At 74.0% G+C, this 20,718-nt stretch carries 20 protein-coding genes and 1 pseudogene; 10 read left to right on the forward strand and 11 right to left on the reverse strand.

Features of this window, described 5'->3' with window-relative positions:
- Nucleotides 1–105: pseudogene (locus AB0Q99_RS17160) on the reverse strand (ABC transporter ATP-binding protein); the annotation flags it as partial.
- A 214-nt stretch (nt 106–319) separates the two neighbouring features.
- Entirely contained in the window at nt 320–2,470 is a 2,151-nt protein-coding gene (locus AB0Q99_RS17165; RefSeq protein WP_363572509.1) for a restriction endonuclease, read from the reverse strand.
- A 326-nt stretch (nt 2,471–2,796) separates the two neighbouring features.
- Here AB0Q99_RS17165 and AB0Q99_RS17170 point away from each other — a divergent pair, with 326 nt between their 5' ends.
- Nucleotides 2,797–3,735, forward strand: a complete 939-nt coding sequence (locus AB0Q99_RS17170) for a DUF2797 domain-containing protein (protein ID WP_363572511.1) — start codon at nt 2,797–2,799, stop codon at nt 3,733–3,735.
- A gap of 205 nt (nt 3,736–3,940) precedes the next feature.
- On the opposite strand, the gene AB0Q99_RS17175 is transcribed toward AB0Q99_RS17170, so the two are convergent.
- The 4 genes from AB0Q99_RS17175 to AB0Q99_RS17190 all read right to left on the reverse strand — a co-directional run bounded on the left by AB0Q99_RS17175 (nt 3,941) and on the right by AB0Q99_RS17190 (nt 7,979).
- Nucleotides 3,941–4,246, reverse strand: coding sequence for a hypothetical protein (locus AB0Q99_RS17175; protein ID WP_363572513.1), 306 nt, complete (start codon nt 4,244–4,246; stop codon nt 3,941–3,943).
- Between the two features lie 354 nt (nt 4,247–4,600).
- Entirely contained in the window at nt 4,601–5,338 is a 738-nt protein-coding gene (locus AB0Q99_RS17180; protein ID WP_363572515.1) for a succinate dehydrogenase/fumarate reductase iron-sulfur subunit, read from the reverse strand.
- Complete coding sequence (locus tag AB0Q99_RS17185) at nt 5,335–7,278, reverse strand: fumarate reductase/succinate dehydrogenase flavoprotein subunit (RefSeq protein WP_363572517.1); 1,944 nt, start codon at nt 7,276–7,278, stop codon at nt 5,335–5,337. The genes AB0Q99_RS17180 and AB0Q99_RS17185 overlap by 4 nt, the downstream gene beginning before the upstream one ends.
- Nucleotides 7,275–7,979: a succinate dehydrogenase cytochrome b subunit gene (locus AB0Q99_RS17190; protein WP_363572519.1), complete on the reverse strand. Its 705-nt coding sequence runs from the start codon at nt 7,977–7,979 to the stop codon at nt 7,275–7,277. The genes AB0Q99_RS17185 and AB0Q99_RS17190 overlap by 4 nt, the downstream gene beginning before the upstream one ends.
- Before the next feature lie 96 nt (nt 7,980–8,075).
- Between AB0Q99_RS17190 and AB0Q99_RS17195 the strand changes: the two genes are divergently transcribed.
- Nucleotides 8,076–8,999 (forward strand): LysR substrate-binding domain-containing protein, encoded by a 924-nt coding sequence (locus AB0Q99_RS17195; protein WP_363572520.1) that lies wholly within the window; start codon nt 8,076–8,078, stop codon nt 8,997–8,999.
- A 43-nt stretch (nt 9,000–9,042) separates the two neighbouring features.
- On the opposite strand, the gene AB0Q99_RS17200 is transcribed toward AB0Q99_RS17195, so the two are convergent.
- Nucleotides 9,043–9,531 (reverse strand): glutathione peroxidase, encoded by a 489-nt coding sequence (locus tag AB0Q99_RS17200; protein ID WP_363572522.1) that lies wholly within the window; start codon nt 9,529–9,531, stop codon nt 9,043–9,045.
- 824 nt (nt 9,532–10,355) lie between these two features.
- On the opposite strand from AB0Q99_RS17200, the gene AB0Q99_RS17205 reads away from it, so the two are divergent.
- Nucleotides 10,356–11,846 carry a SulP family inorganic anion transporter gene (locus tag AB0Q99_RS17205; RefSeq protein WP_363572890.1) on the forward strand — a complete coding sequence of 497 codons (1,491 nt, stop codon included), beginning with the start codon at nt 10,356–10,358 and terminating at the stop codon, nt 11,844–11,846.
- Nucleotides 11,847–11,928: 82 nt separating this feature from the next.
- On the forward strand, nt 11,929–12,225 hold the full coding sequence (locus tag AB0Q99_RS17210) for an MTH1187 family thiamine-binding protein (RefSeq protein WP_363572524.1): 297 nt from the start codon (nt 11,929–11,931) through the stop codon (nt 12,223–12,225).
- Between the two features lie 67 nt (nt 12,226–12,292).
- On the opposite strand, the gene AB0Q99_RS17215 is transcribed toward AB0Q99_RS17210, so the two are convergent.
- A complete protein-coding gene (locus AB0Q99_RS17215; protein ID WP_363572526.1) occupies nt 12,293–12,766 on the reverse strand; it encodes a DoxX family protein in 474 nt (157 codons plus the stop codon).
- 151 nt (nt 12,767–12,917) lie between these two features.
- Here AB0Q99_RS17215 and AB0Q99_RS17220 point away from each other — a divergent pair, with 151 nt between their 5' ends.
- Together AB0Q99_RS17220 and AB0Q99_RS17225 are read left to right on the forward strand one after the other, a co-directional pair.
- Nucleotides 12,918–13,505 carry a helix-turn-helix domain-containing protein gene (locus AB0Q99_RS17220; RefSeq protein ID WP_363572528.1) on the forward strand — a complete coding sequence of 196 codons (588 nt, stop codon included), beginning with the start codon at nt 12,918–12,920 and terminating at the stop codon, nt 13,503–13,505.
- Between the two features lie 183 nt (nt 13,506–13,688).
- On the forward strand, nt 13,689–14,450 hold the full coding sequence (locus AB0Q99_RS17225; protein WP_363572530.1) for a glucose 1-dehydrogenase: 762 nt from the start codon (nt 13,689–13,691) through the stop codon (nt 14,448–14,450).
- 123 nt (nt 14,451–14,573) lie between these two features.
- Here the strand turns inward: AB0Q99_RS17225 and AB0Q99_RS17230 are convergent, their stop codons facing one another.
- The gene (locus AB0Q99_RS17230) at nt 14,574–15,275 is read right to left on the reverse strand and encodes an SMI1/KNR4 family protein (protein WP_363572532.1); all 702 of its coding nucleotides are present in this window, start codon (nt 15,273–15,275) and stop codon (nt 14,574–14,576) included.
- 205 nt (nt 15,276–15,480) lie between these two features.
- Here AB0Q99_RS17230 and AB0Q99_RS17235 point away from each other — a divergent pair, with 205 nt between their 5' ends.
- From AB0Q99_RS17235 to AB0Q99_RS17245, 3 genes are all read left to right on the forward strand, one after another.
- Entirely contained in the window at nt 15,481–16,401 is a 921-nt protein-coding gene (locus AB0Q99_RS17235) for a sugar ABC transporter permease (protein WP_363572534.1), read from the forward strand.
- Nucleotides 16,398–17,324 (forward strand): carbohydrate ABC transporter permease, encoded by a 927-nt coding sequence (locus AB0Q99_RS17240; protein WP_363572536.1) that lies wholly within the window; start codon nt 16,398–16,400, stop codon nt 17,322–17,324. Before AB0Q99_RS17235 ends, AB0Q99_RS17240 begins: the two co-directional genes overlap by 4 nt.
- Nucleotides 17,325–17,409: 85 nt before the next feature.
- Nucleotides 17,410–18,810, forward strand: coding sequence for an ABC transporter substrate-binding protein (locus AB0Q99_RS17245; RefSeq protein ID WP_363572538.1), 1,401 nt, complete (start codon nt 17,410–17,412; stop codon nt 18,808–18,810).
- 60 nt (nt 18,811–18,870) lie between these two features.
- On the opposite strand, the gene AB0Q99_RS17250 is transcribed toward AB0Q99_RS17245, so the two are convergent.
- Complete coding sequence (locus AB0Q99_RS17250) at nt 18,871–19,158, reverse strand: helix-turn-helix transcriptional regulator (RefSeq protein WP_363572540.1); 288 nt, start codon at nt 19,156–19,158, stop codon at nt 18,871–18,873.
- 42 nt (nt 19,159–19,200) lie between these two features.
- A complete protein-coding gene (locus AB0Q99_RS17255) occupies nt 19,201–19,707 on the reverse strand; it encodes a hypothetical protein (protein ID WP_363572542.1) in 507 nt (168 codons plus the stop codon).
- 214 nt (nt 19,708–19,921) lie between these two features.
- Here AB0Q99_RS17255 and map point away from each other — a divergent pair, with 214 nt between their 5' ends.
- A complete protein-coding gene (gene map / locus AB0Q99_RS17260; RefSeq protein WP_363572544.1) occupies nt 19,922–20,689 on the forward strand; it encodes a type I methionyl aminopeptidase in 768 nt (255 codons plus the stop codon).
- Nucleotides 20,690–20,718 lie beyond the last annotated feature (29 nt).

Consider the following 20,718-nt stretch of genomic DNA (forward strand, 5'->3'; position numbering starts at 1 on the left):
GTCGAGGGCGACGACGCGGGTCTCCCCCTCCCCGTAGACCTTGTTCAGGCCGGTGGCGCGGGCGGCCGCCCGGCCGGTGCGGACGGCGGTTGCGGGGAACGTCACGTGGACTCACTCCTGGGGGACGGAAAAACGGAAAATCTGACTCCAGTCCATCCTGTCAAGAGGTTCTTGTGCGACGTGTATGCCGAGGGGACGGTCGGCCCCCGCCGACCCGGCGGGGCGGCGGGGGAGTTCTCCTCCTCAGGTATGACGGGGACCCCTGCGGGGCGAGGTCCCGTCAGGGCCGGGACCGGGCGCTCCGTCCCGGCGCGGCCCGCTACTCGACCGCGACCCCGAACGCCGTCGCCAGCCCGGCCAGACCGTTGGTCACCGACCGGCCGGACGGACTGAACTCCCAGCCGCCGTCGGCCCGTCGGAAGGCGCCGACCAGCATCGCGCTGTCCGGCACCCCGCCGGTGGGGCCCGCCCAGTCCGCCGGACCGGCCGCGCCCGGCCCGTACGCGGCGGCGACGGCCAGCCCGTGCACGTACCCGAGCGGCAGGGCCGGGTGCTCCTCCTCCTCGGTGGAGACCGCGACCACCACCTCCTCGACCACGGCGGGCAGCCGGTGCAGGTCCAGGGTCAGCCGGGCCGCCCGGGTCGGCTCGCCCGGCACCGAGCGGGTCGGGTGCAGGCGGACCGCGCCGTCCGGGTCCTGCGGGCTGTTGAAGAACACGAAGTGCTCGTCGCTCAGCACCCGGCCACCGGCGCACAGGAAGGCGGTCACGTCCAGCTCCACCGCGTCCCCGCCGGCCGTCCGGCTCTGCCAGCTCACCGTGAGGGCGCTCTCCCGCCCGGCCGGCCCGGCCTCCTCCGGCCCGGCGTCCGGGGCGTCCGCCGTGCCCGCGGCGTCCGCGCCGGCCCGGGCGCCGCCGCCGAGCCGGCCGCGCAGGCCCTGCTCGGCCAGCAGGGCGACCAGCTCCGGGCCGCTCACCAGGGTCAGCGGCTTGCCCTCGATGTAGCTGTACGAGCCGCGGCCGAAGCCCGCGGTGGTGACCAGGATGCCCTTGATCGCGCCGTGGTGGCGGACGGTGGACTCCAGGTCGCGCACCGCCGTCGGCGGGACGGTCTTCCTGTAGCGCTTCGCCTGGATCACGATCGTGCCGCCGGTCACCGGGTCCAGGTCCTCGGCGACCACGTCCACCCCGACGTCGCCGCTGCGGGCCGTGGTCATCACCCGGAAACCGCGCAGCCGGAACAGCTCGGCGATCAGGTCCTCGAACTCCAGCGGATCCATCTCGAACAGGTCCGGCTCGTCCTCGCCGCCGTGCCCGGCCAGGCTCCCGCCGACCGTCTGCGGCCGCCGGTCCGGCCGCACCTCGTCCAGCCGCTCCGGGCGCGCCGACAGCCGGCCGCCCAGGCCCTGGAAGCACTCCACCGCGTCCACCCGGTCCAGCGCCAGCCCGGCGAACCCGGCCCGGGGCGCGGTCAGCGTCGACACGAAGCGCTCCGCCTCCCGGCCCGTCGCCGGATCGATGCCGAGGACGAAACCGTTCAGCACCACCGAGTCCAGCAGCCCGTCCCGGTCGGCCCGGAACAGCTCCGCCACCACCCGCAGCGCCGACTGCGCCAGTACCTGCCGGTACAGCGCCTTGCGCTCCGTCGCCGGGCGGGCCACCTCGGCCTCGCGGTCGTCCGACTTCACGTACCGCACCCGGGCCGCCGCCGGCACCACGTCCGGCCCCGGCAGCTCCCAGTCCACCACCAGCTGCCGGCCCGCCGCGTCGAAGGCCGCCGCCAGCCGGTGCGGGAAGCCCTCCGGCCAGGCCGCCGAGGCGTACAGGCCCGCCGTGAAGTACTCCTGCACCGCCTCCGGCTCACCCGCCCGCAACCGCCGCAGCAGTTCCTCGGTCCGGGCGCCGCGCTCCTCGTCCTGCAGCCGGAACCGCTCCGCCCACGCCAGGTACTCCCGGTGGTGCGCGGCCAGCCGCTGCTGCCGGTCCGCCTCCCGGGCCTGCGCGGCGTACCAGTCCTGCTCGAACCGGGCCCGGGCCTGCGCGAGGTACTGCTCGTACTGCCGCCGCACCCCGGGATTGCGGGCCTGCACCGGATCCGGCGGCGGCACGAAGTAGCCGGCGGAGGCTTGGTCCGGCATCTCCACCGGCACGCCCAGCGGCCCCGGATCGAACGGCGGCACCGCGCTCGGCGCCAGCAGCGCCTGCGGACCGAACGCCGGCGCGGCCAGCCCGGCGGCCAGCAAGCCCTTCAACTCCGCGACCCGGGCGTCCAGTTCGCCCGTCCGCCGGACCGCCTCCGCCTCCCGCGACTGCTGGTACGCCCGCTGCGCCTCCCGCTCGGTGCGGGCGGTGGCCCGCTGCGCCTCGCGCTGCTCACGCTCCCGCCGACGCTCCTCCGCCGCCTCGGCGCGCCACCGGGCCTCCTCCCGGCGCTGCTGCTGCCGCTGCGCCTCCGCCCAGATCGCCAGCACCCCGCTGCTCCGCCGCCCCGACACCGTCCGTCCACCCCATTCACCTCGTCGCCGACCCCGGCCGGCCCCGCGCCGCCACCCGGCCGCGCCGCCAACCGCGCCCGCCACAATAGAACGTGGACACCCCGCCCGGCCAAGCCCCCGCGACCTGCGGACCTTTCCCGCGCCGGGCCCTGACGCCCCGGCGGACCGACCGCCGCCGGGCCGCCCCGCTGCCGACCGCGGGGCGGATCCTCCGGCGGCCGGGGCCGGCAGGCCGCGGAACCACCGTTGTCGGTGGCGGCGGGTAGCCTCGCCTGGTCGAGTACCCACAGGGAGGGATGCCCGTGACGATCCCCGCACCGCAGCACCAGGACCGCCCCGGCGGCTGGATCTCCACCGGCCTGAGCTGGCAGGACGGTCGCGCCCTGCTCGGGGCCGTGCGGGCCGCCCGGGTGCACGAGCGCGCGGTGGCGCCGGGCGCGGAGGTCGGCTGGCTGCTCGGCGGCCCGCGCCGCTGCACCGGGGCCTGGCTGGCCGGGGCGACGGAGCGCACCCCCTGCCCGCACCACGCGGTGATCGATCCGGACGGCGGCGCGACGCAGTGCCCGGCCTGCCAGAGCGTGGACCGCGGCCTGGCCCTCGCGCGGGACCAGATCCTCGACGACGGCCGCACCTACCTGCTGTACCTGGCCTGGTTCGGCGAGGGCCTGCTGAAGGTCGGCCTGACCGCCGAGCAGCGCGGCGACGCCCGGCTGCTCGAACAGGGCGCGCTGGCCTACGCGTTCACCGCCAGGGGCGGCCTGCCCGCGGTGCGCCGCGCCGAACTCACCGTCGCCGCCTCGGGTCTGGCCCGGGAGCGGTACAAGTCCCGGCTCAAGGCGGACCACTGGTGGTCGCCCGGCGACGCCGCGCACCGCCGGGCGGTGCTCACCGACGCGCGCGCCCGGGCGCACCGGCTGCTGGACGGCCACGCGGTGGAGCTCTTCGCGGACCGCCCGGTGGTGGACCAGGTGGAGCGCTACGGCCTCGCCGACGGTGCCCCGGAGACCTACCGGGAGATCGCCGGACTGGCCGACGGCGCGGTGGTCGCGGGCCGGCTCCGGCCGCCGATCGGCAAGCACCTCTTCCTCGACCAGGCGGACGGCTCCGGCCCGCTGCTGCTGGACACCCGCCGCCTGACGGGCTGGACGCTCACCCCGGTGGCCGGCCGCCCGTCCGAGGGGCTGACCCTGCGGGAGCGGGTCCGGCCGCCGGAGCCGGACACCCAGGAGGCGCTGTTCTGACCCCGGTGGGCGGCCGCAGTGGCCGGCTGCGGGCGACCGGAGCCGTCCCTGACCAGCGTGGTTGCGTATCAAAACCGCAGGGTCTAGTCTCGACGTGCCGGTTCCGACCTGCCACCGGCCGGGGAGCGAGTCCGAGCATGAGCACCGCGCACCAGACCGACGACGGCGCCGTCCGGTACCGGCCGCGGGAGACCGCCCCGGGCGGTCAGCCCAGCTTGCTGCGCACCCCGCCCGGGCCCGAGCGGGCCCGGCGGGACAGCGGCGGCCGGGACGGCCGGACGTCGTGGCGCGCGGCCGGCTCGGCGGCCTCGGCGGCCCGCCGGGCGAGCGCGGCCCGGGCGGCGGCCAGCGCGACACGGGCGAGCAGCGGGTCCTCCCGGACCCCGGCTGCGCGCTTGGCGCTCTGGCAGCCGGTGCACCAGACCGGCGAGGCCGGCCCGTCGGGGTACACCATGCCCTCGGGCGGCAGGTAGTGCCCACCGCACTCGACGCACTCGAAGACCAACCTCATCCGACGATCACCGTCCCGGATCCGTGGCACCGACCGCACGGCGACCAGAATTCGTGGACCCTGGGCACCATGCTCCCTTCCTCGTCCAGTTCGACCGTTGCCTCGGTCTTCTGGGTCCCCCCGGACCCGCCGCAGCCGGAACAGGACTGAACCTCGGGCATATGCCGTCCCTCCGTAGCGGAGCACCACCGTAGCGCGATTTTCCGCGCGGCAGGACCGCTCGCGGCGATCCACCACCCGTACGGGGAGCGTGAACTGCCTTCGCACGCCCCGCCGGACGGACGGCGGCCCCTCGCGCGAGCACCGGCGCGAGGGGCCGACGGTCGGTGGGCCCGACCGGCAGGTGGGCGGCTGTCAGCCGCGGGCGGCGCGCAGGAACTCCCGGTTCATCGCCGCGATGCTGGGCAGCGGGATGCCCTTGGGGCAGGCGGTGGCGCACTCGCCGGTGTTGGTGCAGCCGCCGAAGCCCTCGGCGTCCATGGCCGTGACCATGTTCCGCACCCGGGACGCCCGTTCCGGCGCGCCCTGCGGGAGCACGTTGAGGTGGACGACCTTGGCGGAGGTGAAGAGCATCGCCGAGCCGTTCGGGCAGGCCGCCACGCAGGCGCCGCACCCGATGCACTCGGCGTGCTCGAAGGCGGTGTCGGCGGCGTCCTTGGGGACGGGCGTGGCGTGCGCCTCGGGGGCGCTGCCGGTGGGGGCGGTGATGTAACCGCCGGAGCCGATGATCCGGTCGAAGGCCGAGCGGTCCACCACCAGGTCCTTGACCACGGGGAAGGCCGCCGCCCGCCAGGGCTCGACGTCGATGGTGTCGCCGTCCCGGAAGTGGCGCATGTGCAGCTGGCAGGTGGTGGTCCGCTCGGGGCCGTGCGCCTGGCCGTTGATGACCATGCCGCAGGCGCCGCAGATGCCCTCGCGGCAGTCGTGGTCGAAGGCGACCGGCTGGTCGCCGCGGGTGATCAGTTCCTCGTTGAGGGTGTCGAGCATCTCCAGGAAGGACATGTCCGGGCTGATCCCGCGGACCTGGTAGGTGGTCATCGACCCGGGCGCGTCCGGGCCCGCCTGGCGCCAGATGCGCAGGGTGAGGTTCATGCGTAGCTCCGCTGGGTGGGGTGGACGTGGTCGAAGTCGAGCGCCTCGCGGTGCAGGACGGGCGCCATGCCGGTGCCGGTGAACTCCCAGGCGGCGGCGTAGCCGAACTCCTCGTCGCGCCGGGCGGCCTCGCCGTCCGGGGTCTGGCTCTCGGTGCGGAAGTGGCCGCCGCAGGATTCGGCGCGGTGCAGGGCGTCCAGGCACATCAGTTCGGCCAGCTCGAAGTAGTCGACGAGCCGGTTGGCCTTCTCCAGCGACTGGTTGAGCTCCCGGCCGGTGCCGGGCACCTTGATCCGGCGCCAGAACTCCTCGCGCAGCCGCGGGATCCGCGCCAGCGCCCGCTTCAGCCCGGCCTCGTCGCGGGCCATGCCGCACTCGTCCCAGAGCAGTTCGCCGAGTTCGCGGTGGAAGGAGTCCGGGGTGCGGTCGCCGTCCACCGCGAGGATCAGGTTGAGCCGGTCCTCGACCTCGGCCTCGGTCTCGGTGAGCACCGGGTGGTCGGCGGGCACGGCGGGCAGCGGGTGCCGGGCCAGGTAGTCGTTGAGCGTGGGCGGCAGCACGAAGTAGCCGTCGGCGAGGCCCTGCATCAGGGCGCTGGCGCCGAGCCGGTTGGCGCCGTGGTCGGAGAAGTTGGCCTCCCCGATCGCGAACAGGCCCGGGACGGTGGTCTGCAGGTCGTAGTCGACCCAGAGCCCGCCCATCGTGTAGTGGATCGCCGGGTAGATCCGCATCGGCACCCGGTACGGGTCCTCGGCGGTGATCCGCTCGTACATCTCGAAGAGGTTGCCGTACTTGGCCTCGACGGCGTCCCGGCCCAGCCGGCGGATCGCGTCGGCGAAGTCCAGGTAGACGCCCTGGCCGCCGGGGCCGACGCCGCGGCCCTCGTCGCAGACGTTCTTGGCGGCCCGGGAGGCGATGTCGCGCGGCACCAGGTTGCCGAAGGAGGGGTAGATCCGCTCCAGGTAGTAGTCCCGCTCCTCCTCGGGGATCTCGGCCGGAGGCCGGGTGTCGCCCTCGGCCTTGGGGACCCAGATCCGGCCGTCGTTGCGCAGCGACTCGCTCATCAGGGTGAGCTTGGACTGGTGGTCGCCGGAGCGCGGGATGCAGGTCGGGTGGATCTGGGTGAAGCACGGGTTGGCGAAGTACGCGCCGCGCCGGTGGGCCCGCCAGATCGCGGTGGCGTTGGAGTTCTTGGCGTTGGTGGAGAGGTAGAAGACGTTGCCGTAACCGCCGCTGGCGAGCACGACGGCGTCCGCGGTGTGGGAGCGGATCTCGCCGGTGACCAGGTCGCGGGCGACGATGCCGCGGGCCCGGCCGTCGACGACCAGCAGGTCCAGCATCTCGGTGCGCGGGTGGAGCTCCACGTTCCCGGCGGCGATCTGCCGGGACAGCGCCTGGTAGGCGCCGAGCAGCAGCTGCTGGCCGGTCTGGCCGCGGGCGTAGAAGGTCCGGGAGACCTGGACGCCGCCGAAGGAGCGGGTGTCCAGCAGGCCGCCGTACTCGCGGGCGAAGGGCACGCCCTGGGCCACGCACTGGTCGATGATCTCCACCGACACCTGGGCGAGCCGGTGCACGTTGGACTCGCGGGCCCGGAAGTCGCCGCCCTTGACGGTGTCGTAGAACAGCCGGCGGACCGAGTCGCCGTCGTTGCGGTAGTTCTTGGCCGCGTTGATGCCGCCCTGGGCGGCGATCGAGTGGGCCCGCCGGGGGGAGTCCTGGAAGCAGAACTGGACGACGTGGTAGCCCTGTTCGGCCAGCGTGGCACCGGCCGCGCCACCGGCCAGGCCGGTGCCGACGACGATCACGGTGTGCTTGCGCCGGTTGGCCGGGTTGACCAGCTTGGCGTCGAACCGCCGCTGGTCCCAGCGCTGTTCGATCGGCCCGGCCGGGGCCTTGGTGTCGGCGACGGGCTCGCCGAGGGTGTAGTCCAGGTAGGTCACTTCACGACTCCGGTCATCACGGCCACGGGGACGGACAGGAAGCCGGCCGTCAGCACGAGCGCCAGGCCGTCGGCGGTCAGCTTGAGCGCGCGGTCCCGGCGGGCGTTGTTGGCGCCGAGGGTCTGCGCGGCGCTCCAGAAGCCGTGCCGGACGTGCAGGCCGACGGCCAGCATCGCGACCACGTAGACCAGGCAGGAGTACCAGTTCCCGAAGGAGGCCACGATGTTCTGGTACGGGTGCCCCTCCTCGGCGGCCGGGTTCACGGTCAGCGTGGTCAGGTCGAGGATGTGCCAGACGATGAACAGCGCCAGGATCACCCCGCCCCAGCGCATGGTGCGGGTCGCGTAGCTCGCCCGGCGGCGCTTGTGGGCGTACGTGCTCGGCCGGGCGGCGAGGTCGCGGCGGCTGAGCTGGTAGGCGGAGACGCCGTGCAGCACGACGGAGGCCAGCAGTGCGAGCCGGGCGATCCAGAGGAACCACGCGTGGCCGAGGAACGGCTGCCCGATGGTGCGCAGCCAGGCCGCGTAGCCGTTGATGTCCTCGGGGCCGAAGAACACCTTGAGGTTGCCCAGCATGTGCGCGACCAGGTACAGCAGCATGACCAGTCCGGTGACGGCCATGACCGCCTTCTTGCCGATGGTCGACCGCCACAGTGTCGCCAGGGTGGACGGATGCCGGCCCGTCCGAGTCGCGGTTGTCATGGCTGCAACGGTAGGGAGGGCGGCCGGGGTGCGTCCAAGACAGGCTGCGGCTCACGACGATAGGCAGCGGCTATCGATGCGGCCTATCCTGGCCGGGTGCAGCTCCAGCAACTCCGCTACTTCCTGGCCGTGGCCGACACCCGCCACTTCACCCGGGCGGCCGAGGCCGCACACGTCGCACAGCCGTCCCTCTCGCAACAGATCCGCGCGCTGGAAAGGGAGTTGGGTGCCGAGCTGTTCCACCGCACCCGGGGCAACATCGCCCTGACCGACGCCGGGGACGCCCTGCTGCCGCTGGCCCGGCGCATCCTCGCGGACACCGAGAGCGCCCGGCTGGCCGTCCAGGAGACGGTGCAGCTGCGCCGCGGCCGGGTCCGGCTGGGCGCGCCGCCGAGCCTGTGCACCAGCCTGGTGCCGGACGTGCTGCGGGTCTTCCGGGACCGCTACCCGGGCGTGGCCCTGGTGGTCCGCGAGGGCGGCTCGCGGGACCTGGTCCGCTGGCTGGCGGCGGGGGAGCTGGACCTCGCGCTGATCATCACCCCGCCGAGCGGGGAGCAGGCGCCCGCCCTGGCCGTCACCGAGCTGCTGCACGAGGAGCTGGTGCTGGTCTCCGCCGGGCGGCGGGCCCGGCGCAGGGTGCGGGTGGCGGAGCTGCGGGAGCGGCCGCTGGTGATGTTCCGGGAGGGCTACGACGTGCGGGAGGCGACCCTGGCGGCCTGCCGGGCGGCCGGGTTCGAGCCGGAGTTCGCGGTGGAGGGCGGCGAGATGGACGCGGTGCTGGGCTTCGTCCGGGCCGGCCTCGGGCCCGCCGTCGTCCCCGGCATGGTGGCGGCCCGCTCGGGCCTGGTGGTGACTCCGTTCGCCGGGCCGGGCCTGGGCCGCACCATCGCCGTCGCGCACGGCCACGAGGTGCCGCCGACCCGGGCGGCGGAGGCGCTGCGCACGACCCTGCTGGCGCATCTGCGCGACGCCGAGCGGGCGGGCGAACTCCCGCCCGGCACCCGGTTGTTGTTGCCGTGAGGAGGGGGCCGCCGACGACGGTGGCGGCCCCCTCCGGGCGGTGTCAGGCCGGCAGCACGGCCTCGATCGCGGCGATCAGCTCGTCCGCCTCCGGCTCGACGCGCGGCCGGATCCGGGCGGCGACGGTGCCGTCCGGCGAGATCAGGAACTTCTCGAAGTTCCAGGTGACGTCCCCGGCCTCGCCCTCGGCGTCGGCCGCCTGGGTCAGCTGCCGGTAGAGCGGGTGGCGGTCGTCGCCGTTGACGTCGATCTTCTCGAACAGCGGGAAGGTCACGCCGTAGGTGGTGGAGCAGAACGTCCGGATGTCCTCGGCGCTGCCCGGCTCCTGCCCGGCGAACTGGTTGCACGGGAAGCCCAGCACGGTGAACCCGCGCCCGGCGTAACGCTCCTGGAGGCGCTCCAGTCCGGCGTACTGCGGGGTCAGGCCGCACTTGGAGGCGACGTTGACGATCAGCAGCGCCTTGCCCTTGTGGTCGGCGAGCGAGGCGGGCTCACCGGCGAGGGTGCGCAGTGGGATGTCGTACAGGCTCACGGTGGTGGTCCTTTCGGCGGGTCGGCGGCGGGGTTCCGCCCGGGCACACGGTAGCGGCCCCGGACGGCTCAACCGTGCCGGCGCCGCCGGTGTTCCGGGTACGGGGGGTGTACGGAGCGGCTCGTGCGCCCCCGCGCGGCCGCTCAGCCGGAGAGCGGCCTGATCGCGGGGTGCGGGGTGCGGGGTGTGCGGGGTGGTTGGTCGGGATCCGTGGGCCCGGAATCCGCGTGACCGGGATTCGCACGCCCGGTCGGCGACCGCGCTGGTGTGCGCGGGGAAGCGGACGTTCCGTGCCGGGAAGCGCACCCGGTGTGCAGTGCCCGTGAAGGGACGGTGTCCGAGGTGGGCCCGGCGCGCCGTCCTGGGTACCGTCGGTGGCACGCCGGGCCCGTGACGTCCAACTGAGGCCGCGGCAGGGGGATTCGGGAGCGCCGGGGAGCGGGGGAACTCCGTCGGCGGCCCCCGTCCAGGACCAGCGTGCCCGGTCCGCCGCACCCGAGCGAGGGACGCACCCCCTGACCGCGCCGACCCGACACCCGCCGCCGCCCTCCGGTCCGTCCGGCGCCGCGGTCGCACCACCACCGTCGCCGCCGTCCCGTGCTTCCCCGCCCCTCCTGCCCTCGCCCCATGAGCTCCCGCACCGCCTTGTCCCGCACCGCAACGGCGTGCCCGCAGCGGCGGGCGCGCGGAAGGAGCGCCCCCATGCGCTGCTGTACCCCTGCCCGCACCCCGGTGGTGACCGGGTGAACCGGCCGCCCCACCGCAGCGAGAGCCCGCCGGGCCGCCCCCGGAAGGACTCCCCGCCGGGCCGGACCAGGGCCCCGATCGCCGCGCTGCGCGCCGTGCCCTGGCGCCGCGACCTGCCCGCCTCGCTGGTGGTCTTCCTGGTCGCCCTCCCGCTCTGCGTCGGCGTGGCCGTCGCCTCCGGCGTACCGGCCGAACTCGGCCTGGTCACCGGCATCGTCGGCGGCCTGGTGGTCGGCGCCCTGCCCGGCAGCAGCCTCCAGGTCAGCGGCCCCGCCGCCGGGCTCACCGTCCTGGTCGCCGACGCCGTCCGCGAGTTCGGCGTCGGCGCGCTCGGCCTGCTGGTGCTCGGCACCGGCCTGCTCCAGCTCGCGATGGGCGCCCTGCGGCTCGGACGCTGGTTCCGGGCGATGTCCGCCTCGGTGGTGCACGGCATGCTGGCCGGCATCGGGCTGACCCTGGTGTTCGGCCAGCTCTACGCGCTCGCCGACCGCCGCGCCCCCGCCACCGGGCCGGAGAAGATCGCCGGACTGCCCGCCCTGCTGAAGGACGTCCTCACCACCGCGGCCGACCCCGGCGCGGTCGCGCTCGGCCTCGGCACCCTGTTCGTCCTGGTCGGCTGGAAGTACCTGCCGGAGCGGGCCGCCCGCGCCGTCCCCGCGCCGCTGGCCGCCGTCGGCCTGGCCGCCGCCGTCACCGCCGCGGCCGACCTCCCCGTCGCCCGGGTCCGGGTGGCCGGCCTGCTCGACGTCGTCCAGCTGCCCGACCGCGCCTCGCTCGGCGCCCTGGCCGGCACCGCCGGGATCGGCACGCTCGTCGCCTTCACCCTGATCGCCTCCGCCGAGACGCTGTTCAGCGCCGCCGCCGTGGACCGGATGCACCACGGCCCGCGCACCGACTACGACCGCGAGCTCACCGCCCAGGGCGTCGGCAACACCGTCTGCGGGCTGCTCGGCGCGCTGCCGATGACCGCGGTGATCGTCCGCAGCGCCACCAACGTCCAGGCCGGCGCGAAGACCAAGGCCTCCCGCTTCCTGCACGGGTTCTGGCTGCTGCTGTTCACCGCGCTGCTGCCCGGTGTGCTCGGGCTCGTCCCGCTCACCGCGCTGGCCGCCGTGCTGGTGCACGCCGGTGCCAAGCTCGTGCCGCTGCGCCGGATCGCCGCGCTCTGCCGCGGGCACCAGGGCGAGGCGCTGGTGCTCGTGGTGACGGCGGCCGCGATCATCGCCACCGACCTGTTCGAGGGAGTGCTGATCGGCGTCGGGCTGGCGGTCGCCAAGTCCGCGTGGCAGACCTCGCACCTGCAGATCGCGACGGAGGAGGCGGTGCTCCCGTCCGGGGAGCCGCTGCACCGGGTCCGGCTGAGCGGCAACGCCACCTTCCTGCGGCTGCCCCGGCTGCTGGACACCCTGGAACGGCTGCCGGACGACCGGCCGGTCGAGCTGGACTGGTCCGGCCTGCGCCACCTGGACCACGCCTGCACGGTCGCCCTCGCTTCCTGGGCGGCCCAGCACCGGGCGCGGTCCACCGCGCCGCTGGCCGTCGAACCGCCGCTGCCTTCGGTGGCCTGACGAGGTGTCCGGTTAGCCTGGTCGCCGGTCCGGGACGACCCGGACCGGCGACCAGTGCCGTCGACCCGAGGAGCGCAGAGCCGTGATCGCAGCCTTTTCCGTGACCCCGCTGGGGATCGGCGAAGACGTGGGCGAGGCGGTGGCCGCCGCCGTCCGGGTGGTCCGCGCGAGCGGGCTCCCGAACCGTACGGACGCGATGTTCACCAGCATCGAGGGGGAGTGGGACGAGGTGATGCCGGTGATCCGGGACGCGATCGAGGCGGTGAAGGCCCACAGCAACCGGGTGAGCACGGTCATCAAGATCGACGACCGGGCCGGGGTCACCGACGGCCTCACCGCCAAGATCGCCTCGGTGGAACGGCACCTCGCGGAGGGCTGAGCCCGTCCGGTCCGGCCGGTCGAGCTCAGCCCGTCGCGCTCAGTGCCTCGGGCTCAGTGCCTCGGGCTCAGCCCGTCGAGCTGGGCGCGGCGGCCGGCTCGGCCGCCGCGCCCACCGGCCGGCGGGCGATCAGCCGGTCCAGGGCGTACGGACCGGCGCCGAGCACGGCGATGGTCAGGAACGACCAGCAGAACATGACCGAGGCCTCGCCGCCGTTCTGCAGGGGCAGCAGCGCGTGCTCCTGGTGGACGGTGAAGTAGGCGTAGGCCATCGAGCCGGAGCAGAGCAGGGCGGCCGGCCTGGTGCCGGCGCCGAGCAGCACCAGGATGCCGCCGACCAGCTGGATCAGCGCGGCCCACCAGCCGGGCCACTGGCCGATCGGGAGGGTGCCGCCGCCCTTGGCGCCGCCCAGGACGCCGAAGAGCGAGGCGAGGCCGTGGCAGGCGAAGAGCAGGCCGACGACGATCCGAAACGCCGTCAGGACCAGCGGCCGGGCGGCCTCGGCCGCCTGGCGGGGGGTGGTGGGGACATGTGCGGACATGCGGAGACGCCTCCTGTGGGGGAAGGAGGGATGGGGCGGTAAGGGTAGCTGTGGTCTAGTCCAATTGGCAATGCTCCGTCAGATGGTTCGATCCGGGTCGATGGTCGACATTTCTTGACCGATCGTTCTGGAAAGGGCTACCGTGTGGGGCATGGCGCGAACGAAGGAATTCGACCCGGACGCGGCGCTGCAGGCGGCCCTGGAGCTGTTCTGGCAGCGCGGCTACGAGGCCACCTCGATGGCCGACCTGGTCGAGCGGCTCGGCATCGCCCGGGCCAGCGTCTACGCCACCTTCGGCAGCAAGCACGAGCTGTACCTGCGCGCGCTGGAGCGGTACGCCGAGCAGACCGACCCGGTGCTGCTGGCGGAGCTGTCCCAGCCCGGCCCGGTGCTGCCGGCCGTGCGGGCGGTGGTGCGCCGGTACGCGGCGGAGTCGGCCGGGCGCGGGCGGGAGCGCGGCTGCTTCGTCACCAACACCGCCGTCGAACTCGCCCCGCACGACTCCTCGGCGGCCCGCCGGGTGAGTGCCAGCCTCGCCCACCTGGAGGCGGTGCTGACCGCCGCCCTGGTACGGGCCGGGGCGCAGGGCGAACTGCCCGCCGGGCGGGAGCCGCGGGTGCTCGCCCGGATGCTGATGGTGCTGATGCAGGGCATGCGGGTGATGGGCAAGACCGCCGACGGCGCGGCCCGGGTGGGGGACGCCGCCGAGCAGGCGCTGACGCTGCTGGACCGGGACTGACCTCGCCGGACCGGGGTCGGCGCCGTGACCTCGCGGGTCGGTGTCGTTTGCTGTCGTTATTTTGGACCGAACGGTCTGTATAGGGGAGGGCTCATGGGGGGCACAAGGGGGCGCATGGACGCCGCCGCGCCGCTTCCGCACCACCGCCGGATCAGGACGCACCACTCGGATTGAGGAGTTCACATGACCACGCGTTTCGCCGACAAGTCCGTCCTGGTCACCGGTGCCGGCAGCGGCATCGGCCGGGCCATCGCCCTCGCGTTCGCCCGGGAAGGGGCCAGGGTCGCGGTCGCCGGCCGGAGTGCCGCCCCGCTGGCCGAGACCGTCGAGCTGATCGAGCGGGCCGGCGGCAAGGCGGTCGCGCTGACCGGCGACGTGACGAACGGCGAGGACGCCGCCCGGCTGGTCCGCGAGACCGTCGAGCAGTTCGGCGGGCTGGACGTCGCCGTCAACAACGCCGGGGTGCTCGGCGCGATCGGCCCGGTCGCCGACATCGACGAGGCCGAGTGGCGGCGGGTGATCGACGTCAACCTCACCGGCACCATGCTCGCGATGAAGCACCAGATCGGTCACCTGCGGGCCCACGGCGGTGGCGCGATCGTCAACGTCTCGTCCAACCTCGGCGCCCACCGGCGGATCCCGAACCTCGCGGCGTACGCGGCCGGCAAGGCCGCCGTCACCGCGCTGACCCGCACCGCCGCCCTGGACCACATCGCCGACGGCGTGCGGATCAACTCGGTGAGCCCGGGCGCGGTGGACACCCCCATGTCGGGCCGGCCCGGTGAGAGCGCCGCCGCGAAGGCCGCGCGGATGAAGGCGGAGATCCCGGTCGGCCGGGCCGGCGCGGTCGAGGAGGTGGCCGCCGCGGTGCTGTACCTGGCCTCGGGGGAGGCCGGCTACACCGTCGGCAGCGACCTGGTGCTCGACGGCGGCTCCAGCGCCTGACCGCGACGTGCCTGACCGTCGACGCGCGTTTGACCGTCGGCGCTCCTGACCGGCGAGGTCAGCCCCGCCCGGGGACGTCAGTCCCGCCCGGCCGTGAACGGGGGTCACGGCCGGGCGGGGCGCTCACTCGCCCAGCCAGTCCCCGGGCACCGCCGCGTACAGCGCCTCCAGCGCCTCCGGGGTGCGCGCCCGGGCCGTCATCCACGCCTCCTCGACCACCGAGACCAGCACGTCCGGCCCCTGGTACCAGCGGCAGCCCCGGCCGAGCGCGGGCAACTCCCGGAAACCGTCCGGCAGTTCGTTCTCCGACTCGATGACGTCGGTCAGCTCGTGGTCCTCCAGCAGCTTCTCCGTCATCGCCATCACCGCGGCGGCCGTCGAGAAGCGGTCCTCCCATGGCTCCCACCGCTCCTGCGACGGGTCCGCCAGGTCCAGCCGCATCACCGTCGGCGGGTCCTCGCGGTCGACGCCGTCCCGCGCGAGGTCGGCCGTCAGCACCCCCCAGTGCGCGCAGCCCTGGTTCTCCGTCCGGTAGACCAGCGCGCCGTCCAGCACGAACAGCTCGTCCGGCGTCAGCAGCACGTCGTGGTTGCTGGTGAGGTCCGCCCGGCGGCCGAACAACCGGTACGCCTCGCGCAGCGCCACCGGCAGCCGCAGGCCGAGCCGCCCCTCGGCGGCGTCGAGTTCGGCGTCCGGGAAGCCGTCGTCCGGCCCGAGCGGCTCGCCCCAGTACGCGGCGAAGCCGCTGACGAGTGCCCAGGAGCCCGCGCGGCCGCGCAGACTTTCGGCCATTGCGGCCCGCATGTCGAGTTCCGTTTCGTCCACCCGCGCACCGTACGGCACCCCTCCGACACCGCGGTGAACCGCTCGGCAGCGGTGCGGTAGCCCGTCCGGGCACGACCGGCCGAAACCTGACGCGAACGCGTAATCCCGGTGACATCCCCTGATCACCACGGGGTTTCCGCCGCGTCGTGTGGGCAGGACACGGTTTCGGCCGGAACCGACATCACGAAAGGCGGACGCGCACCGCATGCCGACCGCACCGCACACCGCGCCCCGACCGGGCCGCCGAAGCCGCTGGGGCGAACACGGGCTCGCCTGGGCCTTCCTGCTGCCCTCCCTGGTGGTCTTCGTCCTCTTCATCGGCTACCCGCTGGGGCGGACGGTCTACCTGAGCGGGCACGCCAACGACCTCTTCGGCGCGCCCTCCCGCTTCGTCGGGACCAAGCACTACACCGACCTGCTGACCTCGGCGGACTTCCGCCGCACCCTCGTCACCACCGGGCTGTTCACGCTGCTCACCGTGGTGCCCGGGGTGCTCGGCGCGCTGGTGCTGGTGCTGCTCCTGGAGAACCGGATCCGCGGCGTGCGGCTGCTGCGCTCCGCCTTCGCGCTGCCCTTCGCCTTCTCGGTGGCGAGCGCGTCGGTGGTCTTCGCGGTGTTCTTCAACCCGGCCAGCGGGGTGCTCAACGGCCTGCTCTCGCAGGTCGGCCTCGGGCCGGTCGGCTGGCTGACCGACTCCCGGTACGCGCTGGTCTCGGTGGCCGTCACCACGGTCTGGATGAACCTCGGCTACAACGTGCTGGTGCTCTCCGCCGGGATCGGCTCGATCCCGCAGGAGGTCGTGGAGGCGGCCCGGATCGACGGCGCGGCCGGGCTGCGGCTGGCCCGCTCGATCACCGTCCCGATGCTCGGCCCGAACCTGTTCTTCCTGACCGTGGTCTCCACCGTCCACGCGCTGCAGAGCTTCGGCCAGATCCACATCCTCACCAAGGGCGGGCCGGACGGCTCCACCCGGACCCTCGTCTACTCCGTCTACGAGAAGGCCTTCGCCTACGGCTCCAGCGACTTCGGCACCGCGAGCGCCCAGGCCGTGGTGCTGCTCGTGGTCGTCCTCGCCTGCACGGCCGTCCAGTTCGGCGTCCTGGAGCGGAAGGTGCACTACGCATGACCTCGATCGCCACCACCGACGCCGGGACGCCCGAGACGCCCGGAACCCCCGAGGCGCCCCGCCCGCGCACCCGCGCCGGCGCCCGAGCCCTCGCCGGGCGCTCCCCGCGCGACCTGCTCGGCCGCGCCGCCGTCCACCTGCTGCTCGCCGTCGCCCTCGTCACCGTGGCCTTCCCGGTGTACTACGCGATTGCCGGCGCCTTCATGGGCCCGTCCGAACTCTCCTCCTACCCGCCCGCGTTGGTGCCGCACTCGGTCACCGGCCGGAACTTCGCCGGCGCCGTGGACGCGATCCCGCTGGCCCGCCAGTACGCCAACTCGGCGGTCACGGCCACCGCGATCACCCTCGCCCAGCTGTTCACCTCGATCCTGGCCGCGTACGCCTTCGTCTTCCTGCCGCTGAAGGCCCGGGCCGAGGTGTTCGGGGTGTTCCTGGCGACGCTGATGGTCCCGTGGGAGGCCATCATCATCCCCAACTACCTGACGCTGTCGGGCTGGGGGCTCGGCAACACCTACTTCGGCCTGGTGCTGCCCTTCCTGGCCTCCGGTTTCGGCACGTTCATGCTGCGCCAGGCCTTCCGCCAGCTGCCCGGCGAACTGCGCGACGCCGCCCGGATCGACGGCGCCGGCCACTGGCGCTTCCTGTGGCGGATCGTCGTCCCGCTCAACAAGCCCGCGCTCGCGGCGCTGTCGATCTACGTCTTCCTGTCCGCCTGGAACCAGTACTTCTGGCCGCTGATCATCACCCGCACGGCGGAGATGCAGACCCTGCAGATCGGTCTCACCTCGCTGCGCGACTCCGAGATGGCCGACCCCGGACTGATCCTGGCCGGCGTCGTGCTCTCGCTGCTGCCCACGCTCGCCCTGGTGGTCTTCGGCCAGCGCTTCATCGTCCGCGGCCTCACCGCGGGCGCGGTGCGCTGACCCGCTCCCCGCCCGTCCCTCGTCAGCCCCCGCCCGTTCCCGTCCGTCCCTCGCCAGTCCATCGCGTTCGAGAGAGAGAACCCTCGTGAAGAAGAGTGCACGCGCGCTCGCGGCCCTGCTGGTGGCCGGCCTGTCCCTGACCGCCTGCAGCTCCTCCGGTGACTCCGGCTCCGGCTCCGGCGCCTCCAACGACGCCGCCGCCGCGCCCGGCGCCCAGGCGCTCGACCAGGCCTCCGGCGTCACCAACGTCGAGTTCTGGCACTCGATGACCGGCAAGAACGCCGAGGTGCTCACCGGGCTGGTCGACCAGTTCAACGCCGCGCACCAGGGCAAGATCGCGGTCAAGCCGCAGTTCCAGGGCAAGTACGACGAGCTGGTCACCAAGTACAAGGCCGCGGTGCAGCAGAAGGGCACCCCCGCCCTGGTGCAGGTCTACGACATCGGCACCCGGTTCATGATCGACTCCAAGCAGACCGTCCCCGCCCAGGCCTTCGCGGACAAGGACGGCTACGCGCTGGGCGACCTGGACGCCAACATCCGCAACTACTACTCGGTCGGCGGCAAGCTCCAGTCGATGCCGTTCAACTCCTCGATGCCGCTGCTCTACCTGAACACCGACGCCTTCAAGGAGGCCGGCCTCGACCCGGCGCAGGCGCCCAAGGACCTCAACGAGCTGGGCGAGCTGGCGAAGAAGCTGACCAAGAAGGACGCCGACGGCAAGACCGTCCGGTACGGCTTCGGCGCGGCCATCTACGGCTGGTTCGTGGAGCAGCTGCTGGCCGAGTCCGGTGCCATGTACTGCGACAACGACAACGGTCGCGGCAACAAGGCCGGCAAGGTCGTGTTCGACTCGGCCCAGGGCGCGCAGATCGTCCAGTGGTGGGCCGACCTGGTCAAGGGCGGCTACGCGGCCAACACCGGCCGTACCACCGACGACGCCCAGGCCGCCTTCAAGGCCGGTACGGTCGCGATGCACCTGGAGTCCACCGGCGTGCTGCGCGGCTACACCGAGGCGGCGAAGTTCGGGGTCGGCACCGCGGCCTTCCCGAAGGTCACCGCCGCCGACCAGGGTGGCCCGGTGATCGGCGGCGCCTCGCTGTGGATCAGCGGCCCCGGCCACTCGGACGCCGAGAAGCGCGCCGCCTGGGAGTTCGAGAAGTTCGTCACGGCCCCCGAGCAGCAGGCCGTCTGGCACACCGGCACCGGCTACTTCCCGGTCAACACGAAGTCCCTGGACGACCCCAAGGACAAGGAGTGGGTGGCCAAGTACCCGCAGTTCCAGACCGCGATCGACCAGCTGAAGGGCACCAAGCCCACCCCGGCCACGGCCGGCTGTCTGCTCGGCGTGATGCCGCAGGCCCGCAAGGGCGTGGAGACCGCGATCGAGCAGACCATCGCGGGCAGCAAGCCGGCCCAGCAGGCGCTGGCCGACGCCGCCAAGGAGTTGCAGCCGGCGATCGAGAGCTACAACAGCTCGGTCGGCTGAGCCCCGGTCATGCCGACGGCCCGCACCGCGCACCTCGCGCAGGAGCGGGCCGTCGGTCGTTCACGCCGAGAGCGCGGCGCCCTGCTCACCGTGCTCGCCGTCCCCGGGCGGCGCGCAGGCGGCGGCGAGCTCGTCCAGGGACAGGTCGAGCGCGAAGGCCAGCGCCACGACGGTGAAGAAGGACGGCGTCGGGGCTCGTCCGGTCTCGATCTTGCGCAGCGTCTCCGCCGAGACGCCGGCCACCGCCGCCACCTCGACCATGCTGCGCTCGCCACGCGCCTCGCGCAGCAGCGCCCCGAAGCGCTCCCCGCGCTCGCGCTCCCACGGGGTCAGCGGAGTCCTCACCATGGCGTCGAGTCTAGTGCCGCGCGGGCCCGTCCTCCCGCGCGCCTACTGCGCGGGCCAGCTGGGCAGGTCGGCCGGGCCGCCCGGCCGCTCGGGGTTCAGGGCGAGGCAGAGGATGACGATGCTGCTCCGGCGCTCCTCGCTGTAGGAGCCGAAGACGTCCTCCGGCTCCGTGTCGCAGGCGTGCTTGGCCTCGCCGTCGTGGACGACCTTGGTGACCTTGTAGTCCGCGGTGGGCTTGCTGCAGCCCACGAGCTCCATCTTCGGCTTGCCGCCGCCGCCGAGGTCGTGCACGCAGCTGCCGACCTGCGCGGCCTCGGGCTCGGACTTGCCGGCCTGGCCGGCGATGACCAGACCGCCGGTGATCAGCGCGACCAGCAGCAGCGGTCCGCCGACGCGGCGGCCGAGCCGGCGCAGCCGCGAGGGCTCGGCCGGGGCGGGGTGTCCGTTTCCCCAGGGCTGATGGGCGGTCGGCTCGGCGGGCTCGGCGGGCTCGGCGGGCTGGGCGGGCTGGGGGGTCTCGTCGACGGGGGCGGTCGGCGGGGTCGTCACGTGGGTTCCTCATGTTCAGATCATCGGATTGCGCCGCCGAACACTAGCGGATCATCGGCCGCCCGCGTGCCACATATTCCCTGGCAGGAGGCCTGCGGCCACCTGGGCGCACCCTGTCGCGGGCTCCCCGCAGCACTGCCGGGTGACGGTCAACCACTCTCGACCGTGATACAAATACCGGTATAAGAATTGGATCCAGAGGAGTGATGTCACCATGGTCGAACTCAAGTCGGACGCCGCCCTCGACGCGATGCGCGAGGCCGGGCGGGTGGTGGCGGACGCGCTCGCCGCCGTGCGGGAGGCGGCGGCGGTCGGCGTCAGCCTGGCGGAGCTGGACGAGGTGGCACGGGGCGTGCTGAACGCGGCCGGGGCGAGCTCGCCGTTCCTCGGCTACCGCCCGTCCTTCGCGCCGGTCCCGTTTCCCGCCGTCATCTGCGCCTCCGTCAACGACGCCGTCGTGCACGGCATCCCGGACGACTACCGGCTGCGCGACGGCGACCTGCTGAGCATCGACTGCGGTGCGGTGCTGGACGGTTGGGCCGGTGACGCCGCCGTGAGCTTCACCGTCGGCGCCGCCCGGCCCGAGGACACGGCGCTGATCGAGGCCAACCGGCGGGCCCTGGAGGCCGGCATCGCCGCCGCCGTGGTCGGCAACCGGATCGGCGACATCTCCCACGCCATCGGCCGGGTCGTCCGCGCCGGGCGGTACGGGACGCCGGAGGGCTTCGGGGGGCATGGCATCGGGCGCCGGATGCACGAGGACCCGCACCTGCCCAACCTCGGCCGCCCGGGCCGGGGTTACCCGCTGCGGCCGGGCCTGGTGCTGGCCATCGAACCGATGCTGATGGCCGGCGGTCGGGACGACTACCGCACCGATCCGGACGGCTGGACGCTGCGCACCACCGACGGCTCGCGCGCCAGCCACATCGAGCACACCGTCGCCGTCACCGAGGACGGTCCGCGTATCCTCACCCTCCGCTGAACCCGCTGAGCCCGCTGAGCCCGCTGAGC

Origin of the sequence: Kitasatospora sp. NPDC086791, assembly GCF_040685975.1 — a bacterium.
In the GTDB taxonomy this organism is placed as follows: domain Bacteria; phylum Actinomycetota; class Actinomycetes; order Streptomycetales; family Streptomycetaceae; genus Kitasatospora.